General features: G+C 62.0%; 27 protein-coding genes. 13 read left to right on the forward strand and 14 right to left on the reverse strand.

Annotation, left to right across the window (positions count from 1 at the left end; all coding sequences use genetic code 11):
• Positions 1 to 19: 19 nt before the first annotated feature.
• A complete protein-coding gene (locus F2P45_RS16985; RefSeq protein WP_166877470.1) occupies positions 20 to 1,237 on the reverse strand; it encodes an MFS transporter in 1,218 nt (405 codons plus the stop codon).
• 443 nt (positions 1,238 to 1,680) lie between these two features.
• Positions 1,681 to 3,837 carry a S46 family peptidase gene (locus F2P45_RS16990; RefSeq protein ID WP_166877473.1) on the reverse strand — a complete coding sequence of 719 codons (2,157 nt, stop codon included), beginning with the start codon at positions 3,835 to 3,837 and terminating at the stop codon, positions 1,681 to 1,683.
• A gap of 158 nt (positions 3,838 to 3,995) precedes the next feature.
• Here F2P45_RS16990 and F2P45_RS16995 point away from each other — a divergent pair, with 158 nt between their 5' ends.
• Positions 3,996 to 4,157, forward strand: coding sequence for a hypothetical protein (locus F2P45_RS16995; RefSeq protein ID WP_166877475.1), 162 nt, complete (start codon positions 3,996 to 3,998; stop codon positions 4,155 to 4,157).
• On the opposite strand, the gene F2P45_RS17000 is transcribed toward F2P45_RS16995, so the two are convergent.
• On the reverse strand, positions 4,147 to 4,443 hold the full coding sequence (locus tag F2P45_RS17000) for a hypothetical protein (protein ID WP_166877478.1): 297 nt from the start codon (positions 4,441 to 4,443) through the stop codon (positions 4,147 to 4,149). The two genes, F2P45_RS16995 and F2P45_RS17000, sit on opposite strands and share 11 nt — an antisense overlap.
• A gap of 239 nt (positions 4,444 to 4,682) precedes the next feature.
• On the opposite strand from F2P45_RS17000, the gene F2P45_RS17005 reads away from it, so the two are divergent.
• A complete protein-coding gene (locus tag F2P45_RS17005) occupies positions 4,683 to 4,871 on the forward strand; it encodes a hypothetical protein (RefSeq protein WP_166877480.1) in 189 nt (62 codons plus the stop codon).
• Between the two features lie 5 nt (positions 4,872 to 4,876).
• Positions 4,877 to 5,836 carry a helix-turn-helix transcriptional regulator gene (locus F2P45_RS17010; protein WP_166877483.1) on the forward strand — a complete coding sequence of 320 codons (960 nt, stop codon included), beginning with the start codon at positions 4,877 to 4,879 and terminating at the stop codon, positions 5,834 to 5,836.
• Between the two features lie 18 nt (positions 5,837 to 5,854).
• On the opposite strand, the gene cls is transcribed toward F2P45_RS17010, so the two are convergent.
• Entirely contained in the window at positions 5,855 to 7,132 is a 1,278-nt protein-coding gene (cls, locus tag F2P45_RS17015; RefSeq protein ID WP_166877486.1) for a cardiolipin synthase, read from the reverse strand.
• 60 nt (positions 7,133 to 7,192) lie between these two features.
• A complete protein-coding gene (locus tag F2P45_RS17020; RefSeq protein WP_166877489.1) occupies positions 7,193 to 7,462 on the reverse strand; it encodes a GlsB/YeaQ/YmgE family stress response membrane protein in 270 nt (89 codons plus the stop codon).
• A 323-nt stretch (positions 7,463 to 7,785) separates the two neighbouring features.
• Between F2P45_RS17020 and F2P45_RS17025 the strand changes: the two genes are divergently transcribed.
• On the forward strand, positions 7,786 to 8,928 hold the full coding sequence (locus tag F2P45_RS17025) for a hypothetical protein (RefSeq protein ID WP_166877491.1): 1,143 nt from the start codon (positions 7,786 to 7,788) through the stop codon (positions 8,926 to 8,928).
• Between the two features lie 89 nt (positions 8,929 to 9,017).
• On the opposite strand, the gene F2P45_RS17030 is transcribed toward F2P45_RS17025, so the two are convergent.
• From F2P45_RS17030 to F2P45_RS17040, 3 genes are all read right to left on the reverse strand, one after another.
• A complete protein-coding gene (locus F2P45_RS17030; RefSeq protein WP_166877494.1) occupies positions 9,018 to 9,587 on the reverse strand; it encodes a YceI family protein in 570 nt (189 codons plus the stop codon).
• Positions 9,588 to 9,650: 63 nt separating this feature from the next.
• Positions 9,651 to 10,205: a YceI family protein gene (locus tag F2P45_RS17035; RefSeq protein WP_166877496.1), complete on the reverse strand. Its 555-nt coding sequence runs from the start codon at positions 10,203 to 10,205 to the stop codon at positions 9,651 to 9,653.
• Positions 10,206 to 10,234: 29 nt separating this feature from the next.
• A complete protein-coding gene (locus F2P45_RS17040) occupies positions 10,235 to 10,762 on the reverse strand; it encodes a cytochrome b (RefSeq protein WP_166877499.1) in 528 nt (175 codons plus the stop codon).
• A gap of 184 nt (positions 10,763 to 10,946) precedes the next feature.
• On the opposite strand from F2P45_RS17040, the gene F2P45_RS17045 reads away from it, so the two are divergent.
• Positions 10,947 to 12,869 carry a TOL_0244 family TonB-dependent receptor gene (locus F2P45_RS17045; RefSeq protein ID WP_229505125.1) on the forward strand — a complete coding sequence of 641 codons (1,923 nt, stop codon included), beginning with the start codon at positions 10,947 to 10,949 and terminating at the stop codon, positions 12,867 to 12,869.
• Positions 12,866 to 13,318, forward strand: coding sequence for a zinc-ribbon domain containing protein (locus tag F2P45_RS17050; protein ID WP_166877504.1), 453 nt, complete (start codon positions 12,866 to 12,868; stop codon positions 13,316 to 13,318). Before F2P45_RS17045 ends, F2P45_RS17050 begins: the two co-directional genes overlap by 4 nt.
• Positions 13,319 to 13,502: 184 nt before the next feature.
• Here the strand turns inward: F2P45_RS17050 and F2P45_RS17055 are convergent, their stop codons facing one another.
• Positions 13,503 to 14,108 carry a glycine zipper 2TM domain-containing protein gene (locus F2P45_RS17055; protein WP_166877506.1) on the reverse strand — a complete coding sequence of 202 codons (606 nt, stop codon included), beginning with the start codon at positions 14,106 to 14,108 and terminating at the stop codon, positions 13,503 to 13,505.
• A 141-nt stretch (positions 14,109 to 14,249) separates the two neighbouring features.
• Positions 14,250 to 15,629: an adenylosuccinate lyase gene (gene purB / locus F2P45_RS17060; protein ID WP_166877509.1), complete on the reverse strand. Its 1,380-nt coding sequence runs from the start codon at positions 15,627 to 15,629 to the stop codon at positions 14,250 to 14,252.
• A 177-nt stretch (positions 15,630 to 15,806) separates the two neighbouring features.
• On the opposite strand from purB, the gene F2P45_RS17065 reads away from it, so the two are divergent.
• Genes F2P45_RS17065 through F2P45_RS17075 form a run of 3 tightly spaced genes read left to right on the forward strand, consistent with a single transcriptional unit; the run spans position 15,807 to position 18,375 of the window.
• Positions 15,807 to 16,415 carry a glutathione S-transferase C-terminal domain-containing protein gene (locus F2P45_RS17065; RefSeq protein ID WP_166877511.1) on the forward strand — a complete coding sequence of 203 codons (609 nt, stop codon included), beginning with the start codon at positions 15,807 to 15,809 and terminating at the stop codon, positions 16,413 to 16,415.
• An 8-nt stretch (positions 16,416 to 16,423) separates the two neighbouring features.
• Positions 16,424 to 17,452, forward strand: a complete 1,029-nt coding sequence (locus F2P45_RS17070) for a LacI family DNA-binding transcriptional regulator (protein WP_229505126.1) — start codon at positions 16,424 to 16,426, stop codon at positions 17,450 to 17,452.
• Positions 17,449 to 18,375, forward strand: a complete 927-nt coding sequence (locus F2P45_RS17075; protein ID WP_166877514.1) for a PfkB family carbohydrate kinase — start codon at positions 17,449 to 17,451, stop codon at positions 18,373 to 18,375. Before F2P45_RS17070 ends, F2P45_RS17075 begins: the two co-directional genes overlap by 4 nt.
• A gap of 53 nt (positions 18,376 to 18,428) precedes the next feature.
• On the opposite strand, the gene bfr is transcribed toward F2P45_RS17075, so the two are convergent.
• The 3 genes from bfr to F2P45_RS17090 form a co-directional block, all read right to left on the reverse strand.
• Complete coding sequence (gene bfr, locus F2P45_RS17080) at positions 18,429 to 18,905, reverse strand: bacterioferritin (RefSeq protein WP_166877516.1); 477 nt, start codon at positions 18,903 to 18,905, stop codon at positions 18,429 to 18,431.
• 104 nt (positions 18,906 to 19,009) lie between these two features.
• On the reverse strand, positions 19,010 to 19,699 hold the full coding sequence (locus F2P45_RS17085) for an energy transducer TonB (RefSeq protein ID WP_229505127.1): 690 nt from the start codon (positions 19,697 to 19,699) through the stop codon (positions 19,010 to 19,012).
• A 17-nt stretch (positions 19,700 to 19,716) separates the two neighbouring features.
• The gene (locus tag F2P45_RS17090; protein ID WP_166877522.1) at positions 19,717 to 19,932 is read right to left on the reverse strand and encodes a (2Fe-2S)-binding protein; all 216 of its coding nucleotides are present in this window, start codon (positions 19,930 to 19,932) and stop codon (positions 19,717 to 19,719) included.
• Positions 19,933 to 20,158: 226 nt separating this feature from the next.
• Between F2P45_RS17090 and F2P45_RS17095 the strand changes: the two genes are divergently transcribed.
• Genes F2P45_RS17095 through F2P45_RS17110 form a run of 4 tightly spaced genes read left to right on the forward strand, consistent with a single transcriptional unit; the run spans position 20,159 to position 22,999 of the window.
• On the forward strand, positions 20,159 to 20,425 hold the full coding sequence (locus F2P45_RS17095) for a FeoA family protein (protein ID WP_166877525.1): 267 nt from the start codon (positions 20,159 to 20,161) through the stop codon (positions 20,423 to 20,425).
• 43 nt (positions 20,426 to 20,468) lie between these two features.
• On the forward strand, positions 20,469 to 22,373 hold the full coding sequence (gene feoB / locus F2P45_RS17100) for a ferrous iron transporter B (protein WP_166877527.1): 1,905 nt from the start codon (positions 20,469 to 20,471) through the stop codon (positions 22,371 to 22,373).
• Between the two features lies 1 nt (position 22,374).
• Positions 22,375 to 22,614: a hypothetical protein gene (locus F2P45_RS17105; RefSeq protein WP_166877530.1), complete on the forward strand. Its 240-nt coding sequence runs from the start codon at positions 22,375 to 22,377 to the stop codon at positions 22,612 to 22,614.
• A gap of 37 nt (positions 22,615 to 22,651) precedes the next feature.
• Positions 22,652 to 22,999: a hypothetical protein gene (locus tag F2P45_RS17110; protein ID WP_166877533.1), complete on the forward strand. Its 348-nt coding sequence runs from the start codon at positions 22,652 to 22,654 to the stop codon at positions 22,997 to 22,999.
• A 17-nt stretch (positions 23,000 to 23,016) separates the two neighbouring features.
• Here F2P45_RS17110 and F2P45_RS17115 read toward each other — a convergent pair whose 3' ends face one another.
• Entirely contained in the window at positions 23,017 to 23,229 is a 213-nt protein-coding gene (locus tag F2P45_RS17115) for a hypothetical protein (RefSeq protein WP_166877537.1), read from the reverse strand.
• Positions 23,230 to 23,387: the final 158 nt, after the last annotated feature.

Below are 23,387 nucleotides of genomic sequence, written 5' to 3' on the forward strand. Positions count from 1 at the left end.
CATTTCCGTGTCCGCTTGCTTATTCGGCCTGTGGCGCTTGCGCCAGCGCCGTCTCCTGTCCATCGTGTTTGCTGGCAAAGCGCAGCAGGCAGATGCCGATCACCACGCCCAGCGGCACATTGAACAGCGCATAGGAAGCGAGCGAATAATTGAAATGGGCGCACACCAGGTTATAGATTTCGACCCCGCCGGCGATAGTCACGCAATACAGCAGGCTCATGGCGGATGAAGTGAGGTTCATCGATACGCCGGTGGCGGTCAGCGACAGGCGGATCAGGGCGCCGTTGAACAGGCCGAAGCCGGCCGAGAAGATGAACATGCAGACGATGAACAGGTGCCCGTGCCGATACACCAGCCCTGCGCCGAGCATGCCGATGACGGCCAGTCCCGCGCCCTGGCGAATCAGGCGGGTGAGCGAAAAACCGTCGCCGAGTTTTTGAATCGCCATGGTGCTGATGATGAATCCGGAGAAAATCACCAGCTGGTACAGGATATACGTGCCGTACGACTTGCCCATGTGTTCCATGATGATGAGCGGCGACAGCCCGATCCAGGCGGTCAGCGGGGTAATCGCCATGGCCGCGATCAAAATCCCCGCCATGAATTTCTTGTTGCGCACGATGGTCAGGTAGCTGGCGCGGATCGAAGCGAGGTCGGCGGGAGGTTTGAGCGCTTCCGTGCGCGGCATGAAGGTGAACAGGCCGAGCCAGGCGATGCAGCCGAGCACAAAGCCGATCCCGAAAATCGATTGCCACGGAAACATACTGATCACGGCGCTGCCGACCACCGGGCCGATCAGCGGCGCGAAGACGGTGGTATTGGACAACATGGCGGTCAGCTTGACGGCCTCGGCATCGTCGAACAGTTCGTGGATGGCGGCGTAGCCGATGAAGATGAAGCACGAGCCCATGCCCTGGAAGAAGCGGGCGGTGAGGAACTGGCCGATGCTGCTTGAAAACGGCACGAAGGCGGTCGCCACCAGATACAGCGTCACGCCCGCCAGCATGACCTTGCGCTTGCCGATGCGGTCGGCGATGGGGCCGAGAAAGATCTGCAGCATGCTGCCGCCGAGGATGAACAGGCTCAGCGACAGTCCGATATGCCGGTTCGACGCCTGGAACTCGCGCACGACCTGCGGCATGGCCGGCATGATCATATCGTTCGACAAGTAAACGGTGAGTTCGTAGAGGATGAAAAACAGGGAAAAGTAGAGCAGATGCTGGCGTTTCTCGAACATATTTTCCACCTGAAAAATTTTTCCGACAATCCTACGGCTGAGCTCCAAAACCTTACAACCGGGGTCAGAGCTCTAATGAGCAACAAACGTGTTTTTGATCGCCTCAGCTTGGTCGTCCATGGCGGTTCCAGGAATACCTTCCCGTTAAATCGGAAACGACAGCGCTTGCATGCGTATCGCACCGGGTGTTGATGCTGGTTCTGAAACTTGCAAAATTAAAAATATTTCGATTTAGAGCTCTGACCCCGGTTTGGGAATGTGGTCTTAGATTGGAATGTATAGTAACTCGACTGGTCGTAGATTGGTATTAAAAAATTGTAGAATTTTGTCATCGCTTGGCGCATTCACCGGCGCCGTCAGGGAGCGCCGGACGAAAAAAATGCCCGCGTCCCGGAAGGAGGCAGGCATTCGGATGGAAACCGGCGGGCAGGCCCCGCGCCGGCTTATTCCACGTTCATTTCTTTGAGCAGATTGTCGGCTTTGTCGACATGCTTCATGTTCCACAGCATGTAGCGCACGTCAACCTGGATGTCGCGCGTGTTGGCTTTGTTGAAGTCCCAGTCGGAGATGATCGAGTCCAGGGTGCCGTCGAACGCCAGGCCGATGAACTCGGCCTTGCTGTTCAGCGCTGCCGAACCGGAGTTGCCGCCGGTGATGTCCAGGGTCGCCAGGTAGTTCACCGGCACGCTCTTGAGCTTCGGATCGACATACTTGCCGAAATCCTTGGCCTTGATCGCCGCCAGTTGCGCCGCCGGGGCGTTGAACTCGCCTTCGCCGGTCGCCTTCGCTACCACGCCCTTGACGGTCGTGAAGGCGGACCACGAGCCGGTGCCGTCGGCGCCATGATCGCGGCCGGCGATCTTGCCGAAGGTCACGCGCAGGGTGCTGTTGGCGTCAGGATAGACTGGCTGGCCCTTGCTGGTCATGTAGGCGATCTTGGCCTTCATGTAGTTGGCGTAGGCTTGCTGGATCTTGCCTGCCAGCTCTTCTTCCTCGGCTTCGCTCTTCATGCCGGCGTCGTACATGGCCACGGCAGCCTTGATGAAGCTGTCGTTGCTGGCCTTGAAGTCGGCCGGGGTCTTGCCGATCCAGGCCGCGCGCTCAGCCGCTGTGCCGAGCTTGGAACCGGCGTACATGGTGTCGAGCACGCCTTTGAGCTGGGCTTCGCTCATGCCGTCATTGATGCTGACAGCGGCGTCGAAATTGGCGTTGCGCTCGGCCTTCGGCTGGGCGGCGTATTTCTTCAGGCTGTTCAGGACCAGCGCCTTGTCGACTTTTTCGTCGTAGGTGCGCTCGATCGCGGCCACGGCCGCCTTGAGTGCCGGCAGGTCGCGTTCCTGGTAGCCCGATTTGCGCTCGGCGTTCGGCTTGGTGGTCTCATGAGCGAGGCGGTACAGGCGGCGTGCCGTGGTCAGCAGGCGCGGCGCGGACGAGTACAGGTAGAAGTCGCGCTTGGTTTCGGCATCGCGCTGGGCAATCAGTTTCTCGACCTGTTCGATGTCGGCCGCGTATTCTTTCTGGCGCGCCGGATTGGCGTTGACCCAGGCTTTCATGTCCGCGTGTTCGCGCGTCTTGCGTGCCAGGAAGTCGCTGCCTTCGTAGCTGGTCAGCATGCCCTTGCGGTTCTTGTAGTAGTTGTTGACGTTGGCGACCTGGCCCGCATATTTCAACTTGGCATCTTCGTTGGTCTTGGTTTCTTGCCCGATGATGGCCAGGGTATCAGCCGATGCTTTTACGAAAGCCGGATAGTTCCAGTCGAAGGTGAACGCCACTTCCGACGGCAGGCGGTGACGGTTGGTGCGGCCCGGATAGCCGAGCGCCATGATGAAGTCGCCTTCCTTCACGCCTTCCTTGGCGATCTTCAGGTGCGTTTTCGGCAGGTAGGGCACGTTGTCCTTGGAGTAGGCGGCAGACTTGCCGTCCTTGCTCACGTAGGCACGGTAAAAGCCGTAGTCGCCGGTGTGGCGCGGCCACATCCAGTTGTCGGTGTCGCCGCCGAATTTGCCCACGCCGGCCGGTGGCGCGTGCACCAGGCGCACGTCGCGAATGTCCAGCTGCTTGATCAGGTAAAACTCGAGTCCGCCGTAGTAGCTGGACACGGTGCAACGGTGGCCGGCGTCTTTTTCGCACTCGGCAACCATCGACTTCATGTTCTTTTCCATCGCGTCGACGCGCGCCTTGCCGGCCAGCTTGGCAACGTCGGGGCTGATGATCTTGTCGCTGACGTTGGAGACGTCCTTGGTGACGAAGATGTGGCTGCCCGGCGCGGCCGGCAGTTCTTCAGCGTGGGTTTTGGCCAGGAAGCCGTTGGCCAGCAAGTCGCGCTCGGGCGTCGAGTTGACCGCCACGCTGTTGTACACGCAGTGGTGATTGGTCGCTACCAGGCCCTGCGGCGAGACGAACGATGCGGAACAGCCTCCCAGGCTGACGATCGCATTCATCGGGAATTCGGTGAGCTTGGTCAGGCTGGCCGGATCGAGCTTGAGGCCGGCGGCTTTGAGTTGCTTGGCTACTTGTGGCAGCTGCTGCGGCATCCACATGCCTTCGTCGGCTTGTGCAACGGTGCTGAGGATGGCTAGCGTTAGGAAGGTCTTTTTCATTCGCATTTCGTCTCTTTTTGGTCAATCGGAACAGGCTTGGCTCGCTGAGCGCCCTAGAGTATCCTTATCGCTCAAATAATAGTCAATCAAATTTTGAGCGGAAAAATAGGATTGCCTGTTGATCAGTGGGTGCTGAGGACTCTGGCTGAAACCTTGAGTTGATGTCTCTGCTGGCCGATTGTCCTTGGACGATCGGCCAGCAGCTGATGAGTACGCTTGATGCGATACGCGCATGCGGCGGGCATGTGCCGCAAGCCGGTTCAGCTGTTAACGGCGATAAATGCGTTCCCGACGCCTATGTTTTTGGCATCAACACGTGACATAGGTATAGCCGCCTTGTATTTCACCGCACAGATCCCCGCAATCGGGAGTTCCCAGCGTTGAATAGCACCCGCACGGATTACCCCCTGTGCCGATATACAGCGAGTGAGTTTCCCCGGCGCGCAGGACAAAATTGGTGATGCCGCCGTATGGCCACACGATTCGTATGTAAACGGTGACGTTGCAGGTATTCTGAAAATTGGCATAACTCGTTTCATCGAAAGCGCGAATTTTGATGCCGCTCGGATCTGTTACTTCATGTAGCCTGTTTTTTTGAGTTGCCATGATAATCCCCTCGTAGTAGGAATGAATGAAAGTACATCAAGGAATATCCGGCAGCGCCACGCTGCTTGCAGTGCAAAAGGTATTTCATTGCATCGGGTAGGTGATGGCTTGTCACCCTGTGGCAAATTGCCGGGCCGGATGCGGATGCTTTTCCCTTAAGGCGTTGCCGACTAATCGCCACTCTGTCGATGTGGCGGAAATAAGTTTCCGCCATAACGCAAGGGAAAGGAATGATGCAAATGCATCAGGTGCTGTTGTCAGCGATTCATGAAATTTCATGGATCATCAACATGCGCCGTCATGTGCTTATTCTAATGAGAAGGGGAATTGTGTTGGCGTGCATGTCATTTTCCTGGGCTGGAATTGCCTTTGGCTATTGCCCGCCCAAAATGAACGCATGTCGTGATGATCAATCCATCATCGGATGATGGCCATGAAATACGCTGACTATTTATTGGATCTTTATCGTGGCGCTCATGATCGGAGCGTGCGGGAGTTTCCGCATTACGTTTTCTGCCGTACAAAGTCGGTGCTCGCATTCGATTCCGCACGACTGATCGCTGTGGAGGTGATAGATGGGAGCGCTACGGTGCATTGTGCAATTACTCATCAGGAACCGGATACGGTGCAGCTCGATTGGGAGAAGATCAGCCGTCTCGACACGGTGTTAGAAGAAGTCACCGCCCATCCGAACAAGGCGTACCGATACAACACAAAAAATCTGTTCTCCGCAAAGGAAAAATCTGTTGTGCGTGATTACGCCACCCGCTATCACCATCAAAATGGACTGGTGCTGGCCGCGCGCAATCCAAGAACCGGGTATTGGGATAGCCTTTCTTTGTACCGCGCGATGGAAGAGGACAGGTTTAGCGCACGCGAAGAATTTTTGATCGAAGCGTTCACCCCGCATCTGCGTCAAGCCATTTTATTGAATCAGGCCTGCGGCGGCGACCACATGGCCAAGGGCGATGCCATTGCCATCATCACTGCGGCGGGCGATATACAGTTTTCGACGCCGCGCTTTGTGGAATTGATCCAGCTGGATTTTCCGGGATGGCATGGGCATCGATTGCCTTCCTTGATCATGGACGGCTTGCGCAGAGTCGGCGTGGTGTCGTTCGCGGGGAAAAAAGTAAGAGTTCTCGTAAGATGTCATGCATCTCTGCTGTTTGTGTACGCAGTGAGCGATAGTCCGGTCCTGTCCTTGACGCATCGCGAGCTGGCGGTGGCACGGCTCTTTAGCCGAGGTTATTCGCACAAGGAAGTGGCGCAACATCTTCACATCGCGCCGGCAACAGTCCGTAATTTTCTACAAAAAATATATGTAAAACTGAACGTCCGCGATAAGGCGGAACTGGCAACTTTTTTCACGCAGGAAAATTTGTCGAAATAAGCCTGGGCGGCCACTGTCCTACAACTGGGCGCCGATCAGCGAGACCACTTCGCCGGCCACTTTCTCGGTCCACGGGCGCTGCTGCCAGGCCTGCAGGCTGATTGGCCGCGCGCGCTTCCAGTCGTCGTTGAAGATGTTCACTTGCTGGGTGGCGAATTCGCGGTCGATGATGTTCAGGTTGGCTTCGTCGTTCAGGCTGAACGAACGGTTGTCGAAGTTGGTCGAGCCGACCGAGACCATCAGCGAATCGACCACCAGCGCTTTGACGTGGAACATGGTCGGCTGGTACTCGGCGATGTCGATGCCGGCCGCGAGCAGCGCGCCCCAGCGCTCGCGCGAGGCGATGCGCACCACGTCCGAATCGATGTCCTTGCCGGGCGTGATGATCTTGACCTTGACGCCGCGCTTGGCGGCCGCGACCAGCGCGTTGATGGTCAGTTGGTCCGGCACGAAATACGAACTCGACAGATGGATGGTGTCGCGCGCGGAGGTGATCGCCATCAGGTACATCAGCAGCATGCTTTCGCTGCCGCCGCTGGGCGAGCTGCTGAACATCTGGGCCGCGTGGCCGCCCACGGTTTTGAGCGGGGGAAAGTAATGCGGACCGTCGAGGACGGCGCCGGTGGCCTTGGTCCAGTTGTCGGCGAACACGGCCTGCATCTGCCCGACCACCGGGCCGGCGACGCGGAAGTGGGTGTCGCGCCAGTGTTCCTTGTCCTGGCCGCTACCGCGCCACTGGTCGGCAATGCCGACCCCGCCGGTAAAGCCGACCTGGCCGTCCACCACCAGCACCTTGCGGTGGGTGCGGTTGTTCAGGCGCGTGAATTTCCACCAGACCGGCTTGTGGTAGCGCTGCACTTCGATGCCGGACTGCTTCATCCGGTCAAGGGCGCCGAGGTCCATTTTCATGCTGCCGATAAAGTCGAGCATGACGTGCACCTTGACCCCGGCGCGGGCGCGCTCGATCAGCGCGTCGGTGAATTCCTGGCCGATCGATTCGGACCAGTAGATATAGGTTTCCAGGGTGATCGTGTGTTTCGCCTCGCGAATCGCCTTGAGCATGGAAGGAAAGATCTGGTCGCCGTTGAGCAGGACCTCGACCTGGTTGCCTTCGAGAATGGGCGGACCCAGCAGCACGCCCATGGAACGGCGGAATTGCGGGTCGTCGGTGTCGTACAGGCGATGCAATTGCCGCTCGATTTTCTTCTCGCTCGGCATAAAATTGAAAACCAAAAACACTCCCAGCAAGGTAAGCGCACAGCTGATCAATGCTACATAGAGGGGTTTCTTGGTCATCGGGAATTCCAGGCAAAAAAAACCAACGCACGTGTGCGTTGGTCATGGGGCGAACCGCATTTAGCGTACTTTACCGCGACGCAGCAGGTTGACGATGGCCAGCAGGATCACAGCGCCGAGGAAGGAGACGAGCAGGCCGGACATGCTGAAGTCGTCGGTATTGATGGTGCCGGTGCCGAAAAGCGGACCGAGCAGCCAGCCGCCCAGCACGGCGCCGATGATACCGACCACCACGTTCAAGATCATGCCTTGTTGGGCATCCGTTTTCATGACCATGCTTGCCAGCCAACCCAAGATACCGCCGACGATGATCCAGATGATGAATGTCATGTTGATTCCTCCAGTTGGTTAAGTGATGTACGCGGCCGCGTGCAATCGCCGGGCCATGGAAAAAGAATAATTCGCTCGCCTTGCACGGTCGGTGCGGCAACGAACGTAATGGACGATTCAACATCTTTTTCACGGCGGCCTCATGGAAATTCCCACGCGCAATAATGCGCCGGCCCGCGCTGGGCATGCCATTTGGAAACACCGTGATTGAGTGCGGCAACGTACGGAAGCCTTGTTCAAGCGGGCTTATCGTTTCGTCACTGGCATTGATTTCCAGGTTTGCATGCGAGCCCCGCACATCCATAATTCGAAAGGAAATTGAAATGAGCAATTACGACACCACGAACCAGAAAGATTCCCGTATGGTCACCGGCCTGTTCCGTGATCGCGACAGTGCAGAGCGGGCTTACAACTCCCTCTCCGACCGCGGCTACAGCAAGGACGACGTGACCTTGATGATGTCGGACGACACCCGGAAAACCTATTTCAACGACACCGATACTGAACTCGGCAGCAAAGCGGCTGAAGGCGCAGGCGTTGGCGCCGGCATCGGCGGCACCATCGGCGCTGTACTGGCTGGCATCGCCGCCGTCGGCACCACCCTGGTCCTGCCTGGCATCGGCCTGGTGGTGGCCGGCCCGATCGCAGCGGCACTGGCCGGTGCCGGCGCTGGCGGTATCGCCGGTGGCCTGGTCGGCGCACTGATCGGCGCGGGCATTCCTGAAGAGCGCGTCGTGCACTACGAAGAAGGCATCAAGAACGGCGGCATCCTGATGGGTGTGAACCCACGCAACGATGACGACGCTACCCACATCGAGCGCAGCTGGACCGAAAACAAAGGCGAGCACATCATCGGTACCGGCGTCGGCGCTGGCGCTGGTGCGCTGACCGGCGCCGGCATCGGCGCGGCAGCCGGCCCGATCGGCATGGCCGCTGGTGCGGCCATCGGCGGTATCGCCGGCGGCCTGGCTGGCAAGGGCGCAGCCGAAGTCATCAACCCGAAAGCCGGTGACGAGCTGCATGAGCATCACTTCGCCAAGGGCATGGGCGCCGGTAGCGGCGCAGCGATGGGCGCAGCCGCCGGTGCGGTCGGTGGCCCGGTCGGCATGGCGGCCGGAGCCGCCATCGGCGCACTGGCGGGCGGCATGGCGGGCAAGGCAGCCGGCCAGCTGGTCAATCCGGAAGAAGAAGCAGCCTACTGGCGCAGCTCGTACCAGACCGCTCCTTACTATTCGCCAGGCTACACCTACGACGACTACGGTCCTGCGTACGAACTCGGCTACAACAGCCGCGGCCGTTATGCCGGCACCAGCTTCGATTCGGTAGAGAACAACCTGTCGGACGAATGGGAAACCACCAAAGGCAAGTCGCGCCTGAACTGGCAGCAAGCCAAGTCGGCGACCCGCGCGGCGTGGGATAAAGTCGAGCGCGCCATGCCGGGCGACTTCGACCGCGATGGCCGCTAAGCCGGACGTCTCAAGCTGGTGAGCATGTAAAAAGCCTCGCTTCCGTCACCGGAAGCGAGGCTTTTTCACGTCCGCCGCAAGCGGCTTGCTTAGTTCTTGACCGCTTCGACCTGGATCGCCAGCTTGACTTCCGGTGCGAATGGCGGCACGGCGTAGCTGATGCCGAAATCGGTGCGCAGGAACTGGGCCGATGCGTCGGCGCCGCAGACTTCTTTCTTGTGCATCGGGTGGATGATGCACTTGAACTTGTTGATCGTCAGCGTCACCGGTTTGCTCACGCCGTGCAAGGTCAGGGTGCCGTCGGCCGATACCGGCACGTCGCCCTTGAAGGTGATCGACTTCGATTTGTAGGTCACTTCCTTGAACTTGGCGACGTCGAACATGTCTTCGTTCTTGGCGTGCTTGTTCAGTTTTTCGTTACCGAAATCGATCGAATCGGCATCGATGGTGATGTCGATCGAGCCGGTTTTCGCAGCGCGGTCGAGCACGACGGTGCCTTCGGTCCTGGTGAACTTGCCGCGCAGGATGGAGATACCCATGTGATCGGCTTCGAAGCTCGGGAAGGTGTGGGTCGGGTCGATCTTGTAGGTGTCGGCGGCGAAGCTGGCGGTGGCGGTGGCGGCGGCGGCCATGGCGATGATCAGGTGCTTGATGTTCATGTGGTGTCCCTTGAGTGAAGTGCTTGTGAAATGGATTGTCTGTGAATCTTGAAAGTACTGCGTTTACTGCGCCGCGCTGACGCGGAATTTGATGACGACTTCATCGGCAACCATGCTCGTGTCTTTCCACTCGCCATCGCCAATGTTGTAAGTGAGGCGCTTGATGGGCAGCGCGCCGTCGAAGGTGTGCTTGCCGGCCTCCGTTTTCACCGTCAGCGGAAAGCTGACATCGCTTGTCTTGCCCTTGATCGACAGCTTACCGGTGACTGTCATCTTGCCCGGGCCGGCCGCCTTGATTCCTGAAGAGACAAACGTCGCCTTGGGAAACTGTGCGGAATTGAACCAATCCTTCTTGGCGACTTCCTTGTTCATCAGCGGATCGCCCAGGTCCAGGCTGGCAGTGTCGATTTCGACACTGGCCTTGGCGGCGTCCGGCTTGGCCGCATCGTAATCGATGCTGGCCGCAAACTTGGTGAACTTCGCCTCGACCGGCACGTTCATCTGCTTGAACGAGGCCGACACCATGCTCTTGGCCGTATCGGTCTTCAGCGGGGCGGCACTGGCGACGATCGCCACGGCCAGCAGGGAGGCAAGCAAAGTGCCGTTGGTAAACTTCATACAATCTCCTTGGAAATCAATAGGGCGGCTTACGGCAGCATGCGCTTGAGCACGCCGTCGCGGTCGATGAACTGGTGTTTCAGGGCGGCCGCCAGATGCAGGGCGACGCAGGCCGCCAGGCCCATGTTGAGCCAGTAGTGCACGCCTTTCAGGACCGGCTTGAGCGCGGGATCGGCGGCAATCAGGATCGGCAATTCGAACAGGCCGAAGTACATCACGGGAATACCGGCCGACAAGGTGTAGAAGTAACCCGACAGCGGCACCGCGAACATCAGCAGGTAAAGAACGCCGTGCAAGCCGTGCGCGGCGCCTTTTTGCCAGGCGGGCATGCTGGCCGGATAGGCCGGGGCGCGGTGGGTCAGGCGCCACAGCAGGCGCAGGGCGGCCAGCGCCAGCACCGTCACGCCGGCCCACTTATGCCAGGAATAGTATTTGAGTTTGGTGGGCGTGATGCCGGGAATATCGGTCATCACCAGGCCCATGATGAAGGCGCCCACGATCAGCAAGGCGATAAGCCAGTGAAAAATGATCGCCGTGATGGTGTAGCGTTGCTGCATGGACCTGCTCCTGGAAATAGTACGTATTAGGACTAATATACCAAATAAACAGCATTGTCGCTTGCGAAGGGCAGATTACCATAGTGCGCGCTTTGTGCAGTCGTATCCGTATTGTAAAATTGCTGTAGACCCAGTTCATTCATTGAGCACGGGAATGGCCGCCGCATCGATCGCCTGGAATGCCATGAAGATGACACCTTTGCGCTGGATCCCCCTCGCTCCGCTGCTGCTGGCCCCGCCCGCGGCCGCCCAGCTGTCGGCGGTCGCGGCCGACGCCATGGCCGACATGTCGATCGAGGAACTGGCCAATATCCAGGTCACGTCGGTATCGAAAAAGCCGGAACGCCTGGCCGCCGCGGCGGCGTCGGTGTTCGTGATCACGGCCGACGACATCCGCCGCTCGGGCGCGGCCAGCGTGCCCGAGGTGCTGCGCCTGGCGCCCAATCTGCAGGTGGCGCAGAGCAGCGGCTACAGCTACGCGATCAGCGCGCGCGGTTTTAACAGCAGCCGCAACACCGTTCCCAACAAATTGCTGGTGCTGATCGACGGGCGCTCGGTGTACTCCCCCTTCTTTTCCGGCGTGACCTGGGATGCCCAGCAAGTCATGCTCGAAGACATCGAGCGCATCGAAGTCATCAGCGGTCCCGGCGGCACCTTGTGGGGCCTCAATGCCGTCAACGGCGTGATCAACATCAGCACGCGCGCCGCCGGCGCCACCCGGGGCAGCCTGGTGGCGCTGCGCGCCGGCCAGCGCGGCAACCATGTGGCGCTGCGCCAGGGCGCCGGCGACTGGCGCCTGCAGGCCACCTATCTCAACGAGCGCCATACCGAGCTGGCCAGCGGCGCGCCAGTCAAGGATGCGCGCCACCAGTGGCAGGCCGGCATGCGGCGCGACTGGGGCGGCGGCGCCGACCTGTTCAGCGTGCACGGCAACGCGTATCGCGGCGCGCTCGACCAGCCGGAGCCGGGCGCGATCACCACCGGCACCAAGCTCGACCTGGGGACGGTGGGCTCGTCCGGCGCCAGCCTGACGGCGCGCTGGACCCATGCCCTGGACAGCGGCGGCAGCCTGATGCTGCAAGCCTACATCGACCACAGCGAGCGCGACGTGCCGCCGACGTATGCCGAGCGCATCCAGGTAGCCGACCTGCAATTCCAGCACAGCTTGCCGGCCAACAGGATCGGGCAACTGGTGTGGGGCGCAAATGTGCGCCATACCTGGGATGCTGTGACCAACAGCGCGACGGTGGCCTTTCTGCCGGCCAAAGTCAGGCAGAACTGGGCCAGCCTGTTTGGCCAGAACGAGCTGGCGCTGCGCGACAATCTGCGCCTGGTATTGGGTGCGCGGGTCGAGCACAACGACTACACCGGCGCGGAGTTTCTGCCCAGCATGCGCCTGGCATGGCAGGTGGCGCCGCAGCATGCGCTGTGGGGTGGCGTCTCGCGCACGGTGCGGGCGCCGTCGCGGCTCGACGCCGACACCTTCATTCCCGGCAAACCCCCGTATCTGCTGCGCGGCGGGCCGCGGGTACGGTCCGAAGTGGCCAAGGTGTTCGAGCTCGGTTATCGCGGCCAGCCGCTGCCGGGCCTGTCGATCTCGGCCACCGTGTTCCACAACCGCTACGACCATTTGCGCACCCAGGAGGTCGACGTGACGCGCAGCTTTCTGACCTTCGACAGCAAGATGGAAGGCAAGTCGCGCGGCATCGAGATGTGGGGCAGCTACCAGGCGACGCCGTGGTGGCGCCTGAACGCGGGCTCGATGGCGCTGCACCAGCGCTTTGCGCTCAAGGCGGGCAGCAACGACAGCGCCGCGCCGCGCACCAGCGGACGCGATCCCTCGCACACGGCGCAGCTGCGTTCCACGTTTATCTTGTCGACCGACAAGGAAATCGACGTGGCCGTGCGCAAGGTGGCGCGTCTCGCCAGCGATCAGGTGCCCGGCTACCGCGCGCTGGACGCACGTTTCGGCTGGCGCGTGCGGCGCGACATGGAGCTGTCGGTGTCCGGGCACAATCTGAACGGCGCGCATGCCGAATACGGGCCGCTGGCCACGCGCAGCGAGGTGCCGCGCGAAGTGGCGCTCAAGCTGGTGTGGATGCATTGAAGAAGAAGAAAGTGCCGCCGCCGCCGGCCACGGCGCCGGCCGATCCGCGCCAATGGTCGGAAAAGAGCCAGGGATCGGTGGCGGCGACGTTTCGAACGCACTACACTGACTGCGCCTACCGCTGCCGCAACTGCCGCAAGGATGCGCTGTTCAGCGCAGCCGAGCAGAAAAATGTCTACGAGGTCAAGAAGACGCACATCGACGTGCGGCGCGTGCTGTGCGAAGCCTGCTGGCGCGACAGCCATGCGGTCGCGCAGAAAATTGCCGCGTGCGAAGCGCGCTGGGCCGAGTCGAAGCAGCTGCTTTCGCGCGATGCGGCATTTCTATCGGCGTGGAGCGGATTGCTGCTGGAACATCAGCACTACGGCGCCAGAGAAAACATCGCCGCGAAGAATATGCTGCGGAAATTACTCGACCGGGTAGTCGGTGCAGACGCGAAGAGTGAATAGCGGGGACACTTGTTAGCCCGGAGCAATAACCACCGCCGGTGTCAGGTCTGACAATCGGACACGAGCTAAGCCTTAAACACCGGTGTCAGGTCTGACATTCGGACACGAGCTAAGCCGTAATGGCATTTATGGCCGGGGCCGTGTCCGAATGTCAGACCTGACCCCGGCTTCGACGGATCTTCGTTTACTTGTTGCGGTTGGCGATCTCGTTACCGAGGAAGCCGCCGCCGATCACACCGGCCACCGTGGCAATTTTCTTGCCCTTGCCGCCGCCGATCTGGTTACCGATCAGGCCGCCGATGACCGCGCCGGTACCGATGCCGACATAGTTAGGCGTGCGCGCTTGCTGGACCGGCTCCGTGCGATAGGCCGGCTGCGCGCGGTAGTTCGACTCCTGGCGCTGGGCAACGCGAGTGTGCTGCGGTGCGCGGTGCACCACTTTCTTCACGGCCGGCTTCTGGTACACACGCTCCGGTTCCGGGGCCGGTTGCGCCACCGGCGGCGAATATTTCGCTACCAGCATCTGCGCGTCAGCCAGTTGCTGCGCGGTCGGTGCCGCTTGCGCCACCAGCGCCGCAGGCGCTACCGGTGCCGCCAGGGCCTGCGGTGCCACCAGGGCCTGCGGTGCCACCAGTGCCTGCGGCGCCGCCGCTACAGCACTGTCGGCCTTGGAGTTCGGAAGCAGGCCGGTGATCGCCGCCGTGCCCGCCACGCTGAGCGCGATGACCGAGACCGCCGCCGCCGCCATCAATGGGTGAATACGCGAGAGAGTGTTGTTGACCTGTTCCATGATAGTGCTCCTGTTCGTTTGATCTTGAGTAAAAGATTAACGTAGGGAACCGCCGGCAGCTAGACCGAATCCCGTATCAGTCGTAAGCGAATGTAAAACGGGCCCGCAGGCCCGTTTTGCAACACATCGCTAAAGAGATGCTTAAATGGCCTTGGCCAGCTTGGCCGCGATGCCGATGTAGTTCGCTGGCGTCATGGCCAGCAGCAAGTCTTTGGCATCCTGCGGAATCGCCAGGGTCAGCACGAATTCACGCAGTGCATCTTTCGAAATGCCCTTGCCGCGCGTCAGTTCCTTGAGCTGTTCGTACGGGTTGGCGATGCCATAGCGGCGCATCACGGTCTGCACCGGCTCGGCCAGCACTTCCCAGTTCGCGTCCAGGTCCTGCGCCAGGCGCTCCGCGTTCACTTCCAGCTTGTTCAGGCCGCGCAGGCAGCTGTCGTAGGCCAGCAGGGCGTAGCCGAAACCGACGCCGATATTGCGCAGCACGGTCGAGTCGGTCAGGTCGCGCTGCATGCGCGAGACCGGCAGCTTTTCCGCCATGTGCCCCAGCACGGCATTGGCCAGGCCCAGGTTGCCTTCGGAATTTTCGAAGTCGATCGGGTTGACCTTGTGCGGCATGGTCGAGGAACCGATCTCGCCAGCCTTGGTGGTCTGCTTGAAGTAGCCGAGCGAAATGTAAGTCCAGATATCGCGGTTCAGGTCCAGCAAAATCGTGTTGGTGCGGGCGATGGCGTCGAACAGTTCGGCCATGTAGTCGTGCGGCTCGATCTGGATGGTGTACGGGTTGAAGGTCAGGCCGAGGCGCTGCTCGATCACGTTCTTCGAGAAAGTTTCCCAGTCAAAATCCGGATAGGCCGACAGGTGGGCGTTGTAATTGCCGACCGCGCCGTTCATCTTGCCCAGGATTTCCACGTCGGCAATGCGCTGCACTGCGCGTTTCAGGCGCGCAACCACGTTCGCCATTTCCTTGCCCAGGGTGGTCGGGCTGGCCGTCTGGCCGTGCGTGCGCGAGAGCATCGGCAGCTCGGCATTGGCATGCGCGATCTGGGTCAGCTTGGCGATCAGGCCTTGCAGGGCCGGCAGCATCACGCCGTCGCGCGCGGCCTTGAGCATCATGCCGTGCGAGGTGTTGTTGATGTCTTCCGAGGTGCAGGCGAAGTGGATGAACTCGGTCGCGGCGACCAGTTCCGGCACATCCTTGACCTGTTCCTTGAGCCAGTATTCCACCGCCTTGACGTCGTGGTTGGTCACCGCCTCGATTGCCTTGATGCGGGCTGCGTCGTTTTCCGTGAAATCGCTGGCCATCTTGTCGAGCAGGGCGGTCGCTTCGGCCGAGAACGGCTTGATTTCGGCAAAACCGGCTTGCGACAGCGCCTGCAGCCAGGAGATTTCCACCTTGACGCGGTGGTGCATGAAGCCGGCTTCGGACAGGATCGGGCGCAGCTTGTCGGTCTTGGCGGCGTAGCGGCCGTCCAGCGGGGACAGGGCCGACAGCGTGGAGTAAGGAGCGGTAGAGGTCATGGGAGAGAGGCTTATGGAGGAGTAGAGGAGTGGTGTGCATTGCAGCAAAGGCCACTATTTTACCACCGGCGGCCTTGTCAAGCCGGTGTTGCTGGCATGCGCAGGAGGCCGGTTTCGAGGCCATCGCAGGGCGGGCGCGATGCTATACTGTCAGCCAATCGTCCACACTAAGCATCTATGAAACTCATCGGTTCCACCGCCAGTCCGTTTGTCCGCAAGGTTCGTGTCGTCATGGCCGAGAAAAAGCTCGACTATGATCTCGAGCTCGAGAACGTCTGGACGGCCGAAACCAGGATTCATCTGTCCAATCCGCTGGGCAAGGTGCCGTGCCTGATCATGGAAGACGGCAGCTCGATGTACGATTCGCGCGTTATTGTCGAGTATATCGACACCCTCACGCCGGTCTGCAAGCTGCTCCCGCCGAACGGGCGCGACCGCTCCGACATCAAGGTCTGGGAAGCGCTGGCCGACGGCGTGCTCGATGCCGCCGTGCTGGTGCGCCTCGAAAAAACCCTGCGCCCGGAAGAGCAGCAGAGCGCCGCCTGGATCGAACGCCAGATGGGCAAGGTGCACGCGGGCCTGGCCGTGCTGTCGGCCAACCTGGGCGAGTCGCCTTTCTGCAAGGGCAACCATTACACCCTGGCCGATGTCGCCGTCGGCTGCGCGCTCGGCTGGATCGCCTTCCGCTTCCCCGAGATCGACTGGCGCGGCGACTACCCCAACCTGGCCAAACTGTTCGACAAGCTCTCCGAGCGCCAATCGTTCAAAGACACGGTGCCCTTCTAAGCGGGGCGATGGACCGCATTCCCGCGCAGGGCGCCGCCCTGCAAAAACGCTTGCAGATGGCCGACATCGCGCGCCTGGCCGGGGTCTCGAAGGCCACCGTGTCGCGCGCGCTCAACCACAGTACCCTGGTCAGCGAAGACACGCGCGAGCGCATCCTGGCGCTGGCCAGCTCCCTCAACTACACGATTAACATCGGCGCGCAGAACCTGCGCCTCAAGCAGAACCGCACGGTGGGCGTGGTGGTGCCGTACGACGCTTGCGCGCGCCACGAGTTGTCCGATCCATTTTTCCTGAGCTTGTTGGGCAGCCTGGCCGATGCGCTCAACGCGCGCGGCTTCGACCTGCTGCTCTCGCGCGTCGACGCCGAGCAGCTCGACGCCGCCGCCGCCCCTTTCGACACCGGCCGCGTGGCCGGCATCATCCTGGTCGGCCAGTGGCGCCGCCACGAGCAGCTCGACGCGCTGGCGGCGCGCCAGGTGCCGATGGTGGTATGGGGCGCGCAGGCGCCGCGGCAGCGCTATGTGAGCGTCGGCGGCGACAACGCCAGCGGCGGCATGCTGGCCACCGGCCACCTGCTCGCGGCCGGGCGCCGCCGCATCGCCTTCATCGGCGACATCACCCAGGCCGAGGTGGCGCAGCGCTATCGCGGCTACTGCCAGGCGCTGGCAGCGCAGGGGCTGGCGGCCGATCCGCAGCTGTGCGTGCCGGCCTCGTTCCTGGCGCAGGATGGCGCCCACGCCGTGCACCAGCTGGCGCGCCGCGGCGTGGCCTATGACGGCCTGTTCGCCTGCAGCGACCTGCTGGCCATGACCGCGATTAACACCTTGCGCACACTGGGACGCGAGGTGCCGCGCGATGTGGCGGTGGTCGGCTACGACGATATCGCCCTGGCCAGCTATTTTCATCCGCCTTTGAGCACCATCCGCCAGCCGGTGCGCGCCGCCGGCGAGGCGCTGGTGGCGGCGCTGATGGCGCTGATCGAAGGGCGCCCGGCCGCTTCCCTGCAACTGCCGGCCGAACTGGTGGTGCGGTCATGAGCACCACGGTCGTGTATGGCGAAGCGCTGGTCGACGATTTTTTGAACGAGCAGGTGGTGGGCGGCGCGCCGTTCAACGTGGCGCGCCATCTGGCGGCGTTCATGTCGCCGCAACTGGCGATCACCCGCATCGGCGACGACAGGAACGGCGCCATCGTGCGCGCCGAATTCGAGCGCTTCGCCATGTCCGACGCCGGCCTGCAGTTCGATCCGATCGAAGAAACCGGGCGCGTGGTGGTCGAGCGCAATATGCGCGGCCACCGCTTCGTGATCCTGCCGGGCCAGGCCTACGACTACATCAACCCCGAGCAGGCCCTGGGGGCGCTGGAATCGGTGCAGGCGTCGGCGATTTACTTCGGCACGCTGGCGCAGCGCTGCCCGCGCTCGCGCGACACCCTGTACGCGCTGCTCGACGCCAGCAACGCCACGCGCTACCTCGACTTGAACCTGCGCGAAGGCCAGTTCGACGAGCGCTGCGTGTTCCACTCGCTGCACGCGGCCGATATCGTCAAGGTCAACGAGGAGGAATTGCAGTCGCTGTTCGCGTGGTATGTGGATATCCATCCATCCGAGCCGCCGCTCGATGGCGACGAGGTGCGCGCGGCGTGCGCGGTGCTGGTGCAGATCTTCGGACTGGAAGCGCTGATCGTGACCCTGGGTCATCGCGGTTCGGTGTACTTCGGAGCCGATGGGGAGGTGATCGTCCATCGCGACAATCCGCCGCCGCCGTTCGTGATCGATTCGGTGGGTGCCGGGGACGCGTTTTCGGCGCTGTTCCTGCTGGGCCGCGTGCGCGGCTGGGCGCTGGAAACAACCCTGTCGCGCGCCAATGAATTCGCCGGGGCGGTGTGCGCGATTCCGGGGGCGATACCGAGGAGTCTGGGGTTCTACGACAAATGGGTGGCGCGCTGGGGGAGCGGGTAAACCACCGTCGCCCCCGCGCCAGGGCGGCCCTCGGCGGGGGCGACGGCGTGCAGTTAAGCGTGCTCGCCCATCTGGCTCTGCAGGTAGTTCTGAATCCCGACCTTGACGATCAGGTCCAGCTGCGTTTCCAGCCAGTCGATGTGTTCCTCGGTGTCTTCCAGGATCATCAGGAACAGATCGCGCGTCACGTAATCGGCTGCCAGCTCGGCGGCGGCAATGCCTTCCTTGACGGTCGCATGCGCGGCTTGCTCCAGTTTCAGGTCGCATTCGATCATTTCCTGGGTCGATTCGCCGATCAGGAGCTTGTGCAGCGCTTGCAGGTTCGGCAAGCCGTCGAGCATCAGGATGCGGTCGATCAGCTTGTCGGCGTGCTTCATTTCGCCGATCGATTCTTCGTATTCTTTCTTGGCCAGCTTCTCCAGGCCCCAGTGACGGTACATGCGCGCATGCAGAAAATACTGGTTGATCGCGGACAGTTCGTTGGTCAGCTGCGCATTGAGCAGCCGGATGACATTCTTGTCGCCCTTCATGGGAGGCTTTCTTTAGTGATGGAGAGTTCCTCCATGATACCAAAAAACGGGCGCGCACGGCAAAAAGGCCCCTCGCAGGGGCCGTTTTGTTGCTCACAAACCGATCAGCTGGCGAGCTGGAAGGTCAGTGGCACGATCACATACACCGACACCGCATGCCCATCTTCCACGTGCGGCTTGAAGACGGCGCGCATGGCGGCCTGGCGCCCGGCTTCATCGAGACGCGAGGAACCGGACGACGACTGCACCTTGACCTGGTCGGGCATGCCTTTTTCGTTCACCAGGATCAGCAGCACGACCTTGCCCTGTTCCCCCATGCGCTTGGACATGGTCGGGTACACCGGCTGCGGCGCCTGGATGTATTCCACGCCCGAGGTAATGGTTTTCGGTCCGGGCGACGGCGGCGCCGGCGGCGCGGCCACGAGCACCGGGGCGGCCGGCGCTTCGCTGGCGACCGGCGCCGATGGCGGCGAGGCGGTAATCGTATTCTGGACGGGAACTTGCACGATCGGCGTGACCGGCACCACCACCCGCGGCGGCGGGCGCAGCGTGGCCACGGCCACCACCTTGGGCGCGGCCGGGGTGGCCGGTTTGGGCGGCGGCGGGGCCACGAAGCTGACCATGATCGCCTGCGGCAGCGCCACTTCGGCCATGCGGTGCAGCAGGCCGCTCGAAATCAGGTAGAACAGCGCGGCGTGGATGGCGATCACCACCGCGACAGGGCCGAACTTGGCGCGCAGCTTCGCCACCACGGCAGTGGGGTCGCCCATGCCGGGTTCGGTGGAAAAGGTCATTGCACTCATAAATACACTCAGGCTGTTTGCGCCGAGCGGAAGGACAACTCGGTGGCGTGGATGGTTTTGCTCTCAAGGTGCTGGTTCAGGACTTGCTTGGCGCAGCTGGCGCATTTGCCGCAGCAGGTGCCCACGCCCAGGTCGCGGCGCAGCTCGGCCATCGACGACAAGCCGAGATCGACCGCCTGACGAATTTCGCGGTCGGAAATGTTATTGCAAACACAGACGATCATCGAAGCACCTTCCTTTAATCAGGGTCAGCGGTCAATCTTGCCGCTTTCACCATAATGAGAATCATTATCATTAAGATTTGTATTCTGTCGCAACTCCCGATCGAATGCAAGCGGTTTACCCAAAAAAGGGCCAACTCCAAATAGAAATCGTTCGCATTTACGATTATGATGCTAGTATCCAACACCAATGGTGTGCGAACTCCACTTATCTTAGTGAACTGACAATATGACTCTTGCCCCTACCCTGATCACGCTCGACGCCCTCGTCCCCGGCCAGAGCGGCACCGTGATCCACATCGCGCCCTGCGCGGCGGAGGCGGGCGCCGGCGTCGATGTCGCGCGCCGCCTGATGGAACTCGGCTTCGTGCCGGGCGAGCGCATCCGCATGCTCAAGCGCCTGCCGGGCGGCGACCCGGTCGCGGTCAAGGTGGGCGACTCCACCTTCGCGCTGCGCCGCTTCGAGGCGTCGCTGGTCTCGGTCAAGCCGGAATAAACGACAACACGACAGAATCAACGGAATCAACGGAAACGAACAAATGGGTGCTGTAGAAACACAAGTCCAGGCAGTGACGCGCTCGCCGCTGATCGCGCTGCTGGGCAATCCGAACTGCGGCAAGACTGCCCTGTTCAACCGGCTCACCGGCGCGCGCCAGAAGGTCGCCAACTACGCCGGCGTGACCATCGAGCGCAAGGAAGGCAGCTTTACCTCGCCCATGGGGCGCGCCTATAAAGTGCTGGACCTGCCGGGCGCGTACAGCCTGTCGGCCACCACGCCCGACGAAGCCATCACGCGCGACGTCGTCGGCGGCCTGCGCGCCGGCGAACAGGCGCCCGACGCCATCGTCTGCGTGGTCAACGCCACCAACCTGCGCCTGAACCTGCGCCTGGTCCTCGAAGTCAAGCGCCTCGGCCTGCCGATGGTGCTGGCGCTGAACATGGTCGACGTGGCCAACAAGCGCGGCATCAAGATCGACAGCGCCAGACTGGCGCGGGAACTGGGCATGCCCGTGGTCGAAACCGTGGCCGTGCAGAGCGGCGGCGAAGTGGCCCTGCTCAAGGCGCTCGACCTGATGCCCGATCCAGCGCGCGGCAGCGGCGCCGTCAAGGCCGCGCCGCTGTCGGCCATCGACGCCGTGCCGGTCGAAGAAACCCAGCGCGAAGTGCGCCGCATCCTCGACGCGTCCGTCAGCTTCGCCAACGATAGCGGCAACCTGTCCGAAAAAATCGACGACGTGGTGCTGCACCCGGTCGCTGGCCCGGTCATCCTGGCAGCCTTGATGTTCCTGGTGTTCCAGGCCGTGTTCAGCTGGGCCGCGCTGCCGATGGAAATGATCAGCGGCGGGGTCGAAGCGATCGGCGCCTGGGTCGGCGGCCTGATGGGCGAGGGCGTGCTGCGCAGCCTGCTGGTCGAGGGCATCCTCGGCGGCGTCGGCAGCGTGCTGGTGTTCCTGCCGCAGATCCTGATTTTGTTCTTCTTCATCCTGGTGCTGGAAGACTGCGGCTACCTGCCGCGCGCCGCCTTCCTGCTCGATCGCATCATGGGCGGGGTCGGCCTGTCGGGGCGCGCCTTCATTCCGCTGCTGTCGAGCTTTGCCTGCGCCATTCCCGGCGTGATGGCCGCGCGCACCATCCAGAATCCGCGCGACCGCCTGGTGACGATCATGATCGCGCCGCTGATGACCTGCTCGGCGCGCCTGCCGGTGTACGCGCTGATCATCGCCGCCTTCATCCCCAACCGCGACGTGGCGGACGGCTGGATCAACCTGCAGGGCCTGGTGCTGTTCATCCTCTACTTCGCCGGCATTTTCAGCGCCATGGCAGTGGCCTGGGTGATCAAGCGCTTCATGGGCGCCAACAGCCACCAGCCGCTGATGCTGGAACTGCCAAGCTACCACTGGCCGCACCTGCGCAACCTGGCCATGGGCCTGTGGGAACGCGCCAAGATCTTCCTGGTGCGGGTCGGTACCGTGATCCTGGCGCTGATGGTGCTGCTGTGGTTACTGTCGAGTTTTCCCGGCGCGCCGGAAGGCGCCACCCAGCCGCCGATCTATTACAGCATCGCCGGCATGCTGGGGCGCGCGCTGGCGGTGGTGTTCGAGCCGATCGGCTTCGGCTGGCAGATCTGCATCGCGCTGGTGCCGGGCATGGCCGCGCGCGAAGTGGCCGTGGGCGCGCTCGGCACCGTGTATGCGCTGTCGCAGACCGGCGACGAACTGGCCACCACGCTCGCGCCCATCATTTCGCAATCGTGGTCGATGCCGACCGCGCTGTCCTTGCTGGCCTGGTACGTGTTCGCACCGCAGTGTATCGCCACCCTGTCGGTGGTGCGGCGCGAAACGGGCAGCGCGCGTTACGCCTTCATCATGGCCGGCTACATGTTCGCGCTGGCTTACACCGCCTCGTTCATCACTTACCGCGTCGCCATCGCGATGGGAGCCTGAGATGCTTGACTATCTGATTGTGGGACTGATCGTCGCCGTGGCCGCGTGGTACGCGGCCTCGAAATACCTTCCGAAAAGCTTGCGCAACAAGCTGTTCGGCCAGAAGAAGGCCTCCGGCGGCTGCGGCAGCGGATGCAGCAGCTGCGGCAGCTGCGAGGATGCGCCGGCGGCGCCGCGCACCGGTGGCGATACGCCGGCGGGCCACAACAAGCCGCGCGTGATCGAGCTGCACCTGAAGTAAGTTCCCTATCCGCGTTTCCTGCGCTTCAAGGCCATTGATGGACCTTTCTCCAGTTATCGCGACCATCGTTCCGCTGGCCGGACTCGTGCCGGCCTTCATGGTCGGGCGGCGCACCGGTCGCAGCAACTTTCCCGCTATCTGGTTCTTTGCAATTTTGCTGGCGCTGGGGATCGGGGTGGCGCTGACGATCGTGCAGGTGTTCGTGCACACCTTGTGCACGGAAGAATCCAGCCTGTGTACCCAGCGTGGCGATGTCAACATGACCTACTGGTTTCAGTCGTTTTTCGCCATTCCCCTTTTCTGGTTGATCGTTACCGTCAGCGGCTATCGCAGCCGCCGCGCCAAGCAAAAAGCCATGCCGCGCGCGAAGGTGGTTTACTGGTGATGGAACCAGTGTCCGGCTTACTGCCGGCGCAGGCGGCTCCACGGTGTGACCTTGTATAAGTTCATTGCTTGCGCCGGATAGATCTCGCCGCGCGGACCCAGCGCCATGAGGCCCGGTTCGTATTGCGTCAATGGCGGATCGGGCAGCATCGGCCTGGCATCGACCGGGTTGAAGACGGTGCTCACCGCGCCATCGGTATCGATGCTCAGGGTGCGCCCACCCTCCCACAAAAATCCCGCCCGGGCGCATCGACCGCCAGGCCGTCGATCACGTCCACGCCATGCTCGATCACTTCCAGGGGCCCGGCCTGCGCCGTCCGCTCGCGTTGCTGCGCGTCGGCCGCATACGCTTGCTGGCGCGTGAAGTGGTAGGCCGCCGCGGCGCTCGC

This window comes from Massilia mucilaginosa (assembly GCF_011682145.1).
Lineage (GTDB): Bacteria > Pseudomonadota > Gammaproteobacteria > Burkholderiales > Burkholderiaceae_D > Telluria_A > Telluria_A mucilaginosa.

Excerpts from the sequence above, each read along its gene's own strand:
- F2P45_RS16985 (WP_166877470.1), bottom strand. The coding sequence starts at position 1,237 with ATGTTCGAGAAACGCCAGCATCTGCTCTACTTTTCCCTGTTTTTCATC.
- F2P45_RS16990 (WP_166877473.1), bottom strand. The coding sequence starts at position 3,837 with ATGAAAAAGACCTTCCTAACGCTAGCCATCCTCAGCACCGTTGCACAA.
- F2P45_RS17000 (WP_166877478.1), bottom strand. The coding sequence starts at position 4,443 with ATGGCAACTCAAAAAAACAGGCTACATGAAGTAACAGATCCGAGCGGC.
- F2P45_RS17005 (WP_166877480.1), top strand. The coding sequence starts at position 4,683 with ATGCATCAGGTGCTGTTGTCAGCGATTCATGAAATTTCATGGATCATC.
- F2P45_RS17010 (WP_166877483.1), top strand. The coding sequence starts at position 4,877 with ATGAAATACGCTGACTATTTATTGGATCTTTATCGTGGCGCTCATGAT.
- cls (WP_166877486.1), bottom strand. The coding sequence starts at position 7,132 with ATGACCAAGAAACCCCTCTATGTAGCATTGATCAGCTGTGCGCTTACC.
- F2P45_RS17020 (WP_166877489.1), bottom strand. The coding sequence starts at position 7,462 with ATGACATTCATCATCTGGATCATCGTCGGCGGTATCTTGGGTTGGCTG.
- F2P45_RS17025 (WP_166877491.1), top strand. The coding sequence starts at position 7,786 with ATGAGCAATTACGACACCACGAACCAGAAAGATTCCCGTATGGTCACC.
- F2P45_RS17030 (WP_166877494.1), bottom strand. The coding sequence starts at position 9,587 with ATGAACATCAAGCACCTGATCATCGCCATGGCCGCCGCCGCCACCGCC.
- F2P45_RS17035 (WP_166877496.1), bottom strand. The coding sequence starts at position 10,205 with ATGAAGTTTACCAACGGCACTTTGCTTGCCTCCCTGCTGGCCGTGGCG.
- F2P45_RS17040 (WP_166877499.1), bottom strand. The coding sequence starts at position 10,762 with ATGCAGCAACGCTACACCATCACGGCGATCATTTTTCACTGGCTTATC.
- F2P45_RS17045 (WP_229505125.1), top strand. The coding sequence starts at position 10,947 with ATGAAGATGACACCTTTGCGCTGGATCCCCCTCGCTCCGCTGCTGCTG.
- F2P45_RS17055 (WP_166877506.1), bottom strand. The coding sequence starts at position 14,108 with ATGGAACAGGTCAACAACACTCTCTCGCGTATTCACCCATTGATGGCG.
- purB (WP_166877509.1), bottom strand. The coding sequence starts at position 15,629 with ATGACCTCTACCGCTCCTTACTCCACGCTGTCGGCCCTGTCCCCGCTG.
- F2P45_RS17065 (WP_166877511.1), top strand. The coding sequence starts at position 15,807 with ATGAAACTCATCGGTTCCACCGCCAGTCCGTTTGTCCGCAAGGTTCGT.
- F2P45_RS17070 (WP_229505126.1), top strand. The coding sequence starts at position 16,424 with ATGGACCGCATTCCCGCGCAGGGCGCCGCCCTGCAAAAACGCTTGCAG.
- F2P45_RS17075 (WP_166877514.1), top strand. The coding sequence starts at position 17,449 with ATGAGCACCACGGTCGTGTATGGCGAAGCGCTGGTCGACGATTTTTTG.
- bfr (WP_166877516.1), bottom strand. The coding sequence starts at position 18,905 with ATGAAGGGCGACAAGAATGTCATCCGGCTGCTCAATGCGCAGCTGACC.
- F2P45_RS17085 (WP_229505127.1), bottom strand. The coding sequence starts at position 19,699 with ATGACCTTTTCCACCGAACCCGGCATGGGCGACCCCACTGCCGTGGTG.
- F2P45_RS17090 (WP_166877522.1), bottom strand. The coding sequence starts at position 19,932 with ATGATCGTCTGTGTTTGCAATAACATTTCCGACCGCGAAATTCGTCAG.
- F2P45_RS17095 (WP_166877525.1), top strand. The coding sequence starts at position 20,159 with ATGACTCTTGCCCCTACCCTGATCACGCTCGACGCCCTCGTCCCCGGC.
- feoB (WP_166877527.1), top strand. The coding sequence starts at position 20,469 with ATGGGTGCTGTAGAAACACAAGTCCAGGCAGTGACGCGCTCGCCGCTG.
- F2P45_RS17105 (WP_166877530.1), top strand. The coding sequence starts at position 22,375 with ATGCTTGACTATCTGATTGTGGGACTGATCGTCGCCGTGGCCGCGTGG.
- F2P45_RS17110 (WP_166877533.1), top strand. The coding sequence starts at position 22,652 with ATGGACCTTTCTCCAGTTATCGCGACCATCGTTCCGCTGGCCGGACTC.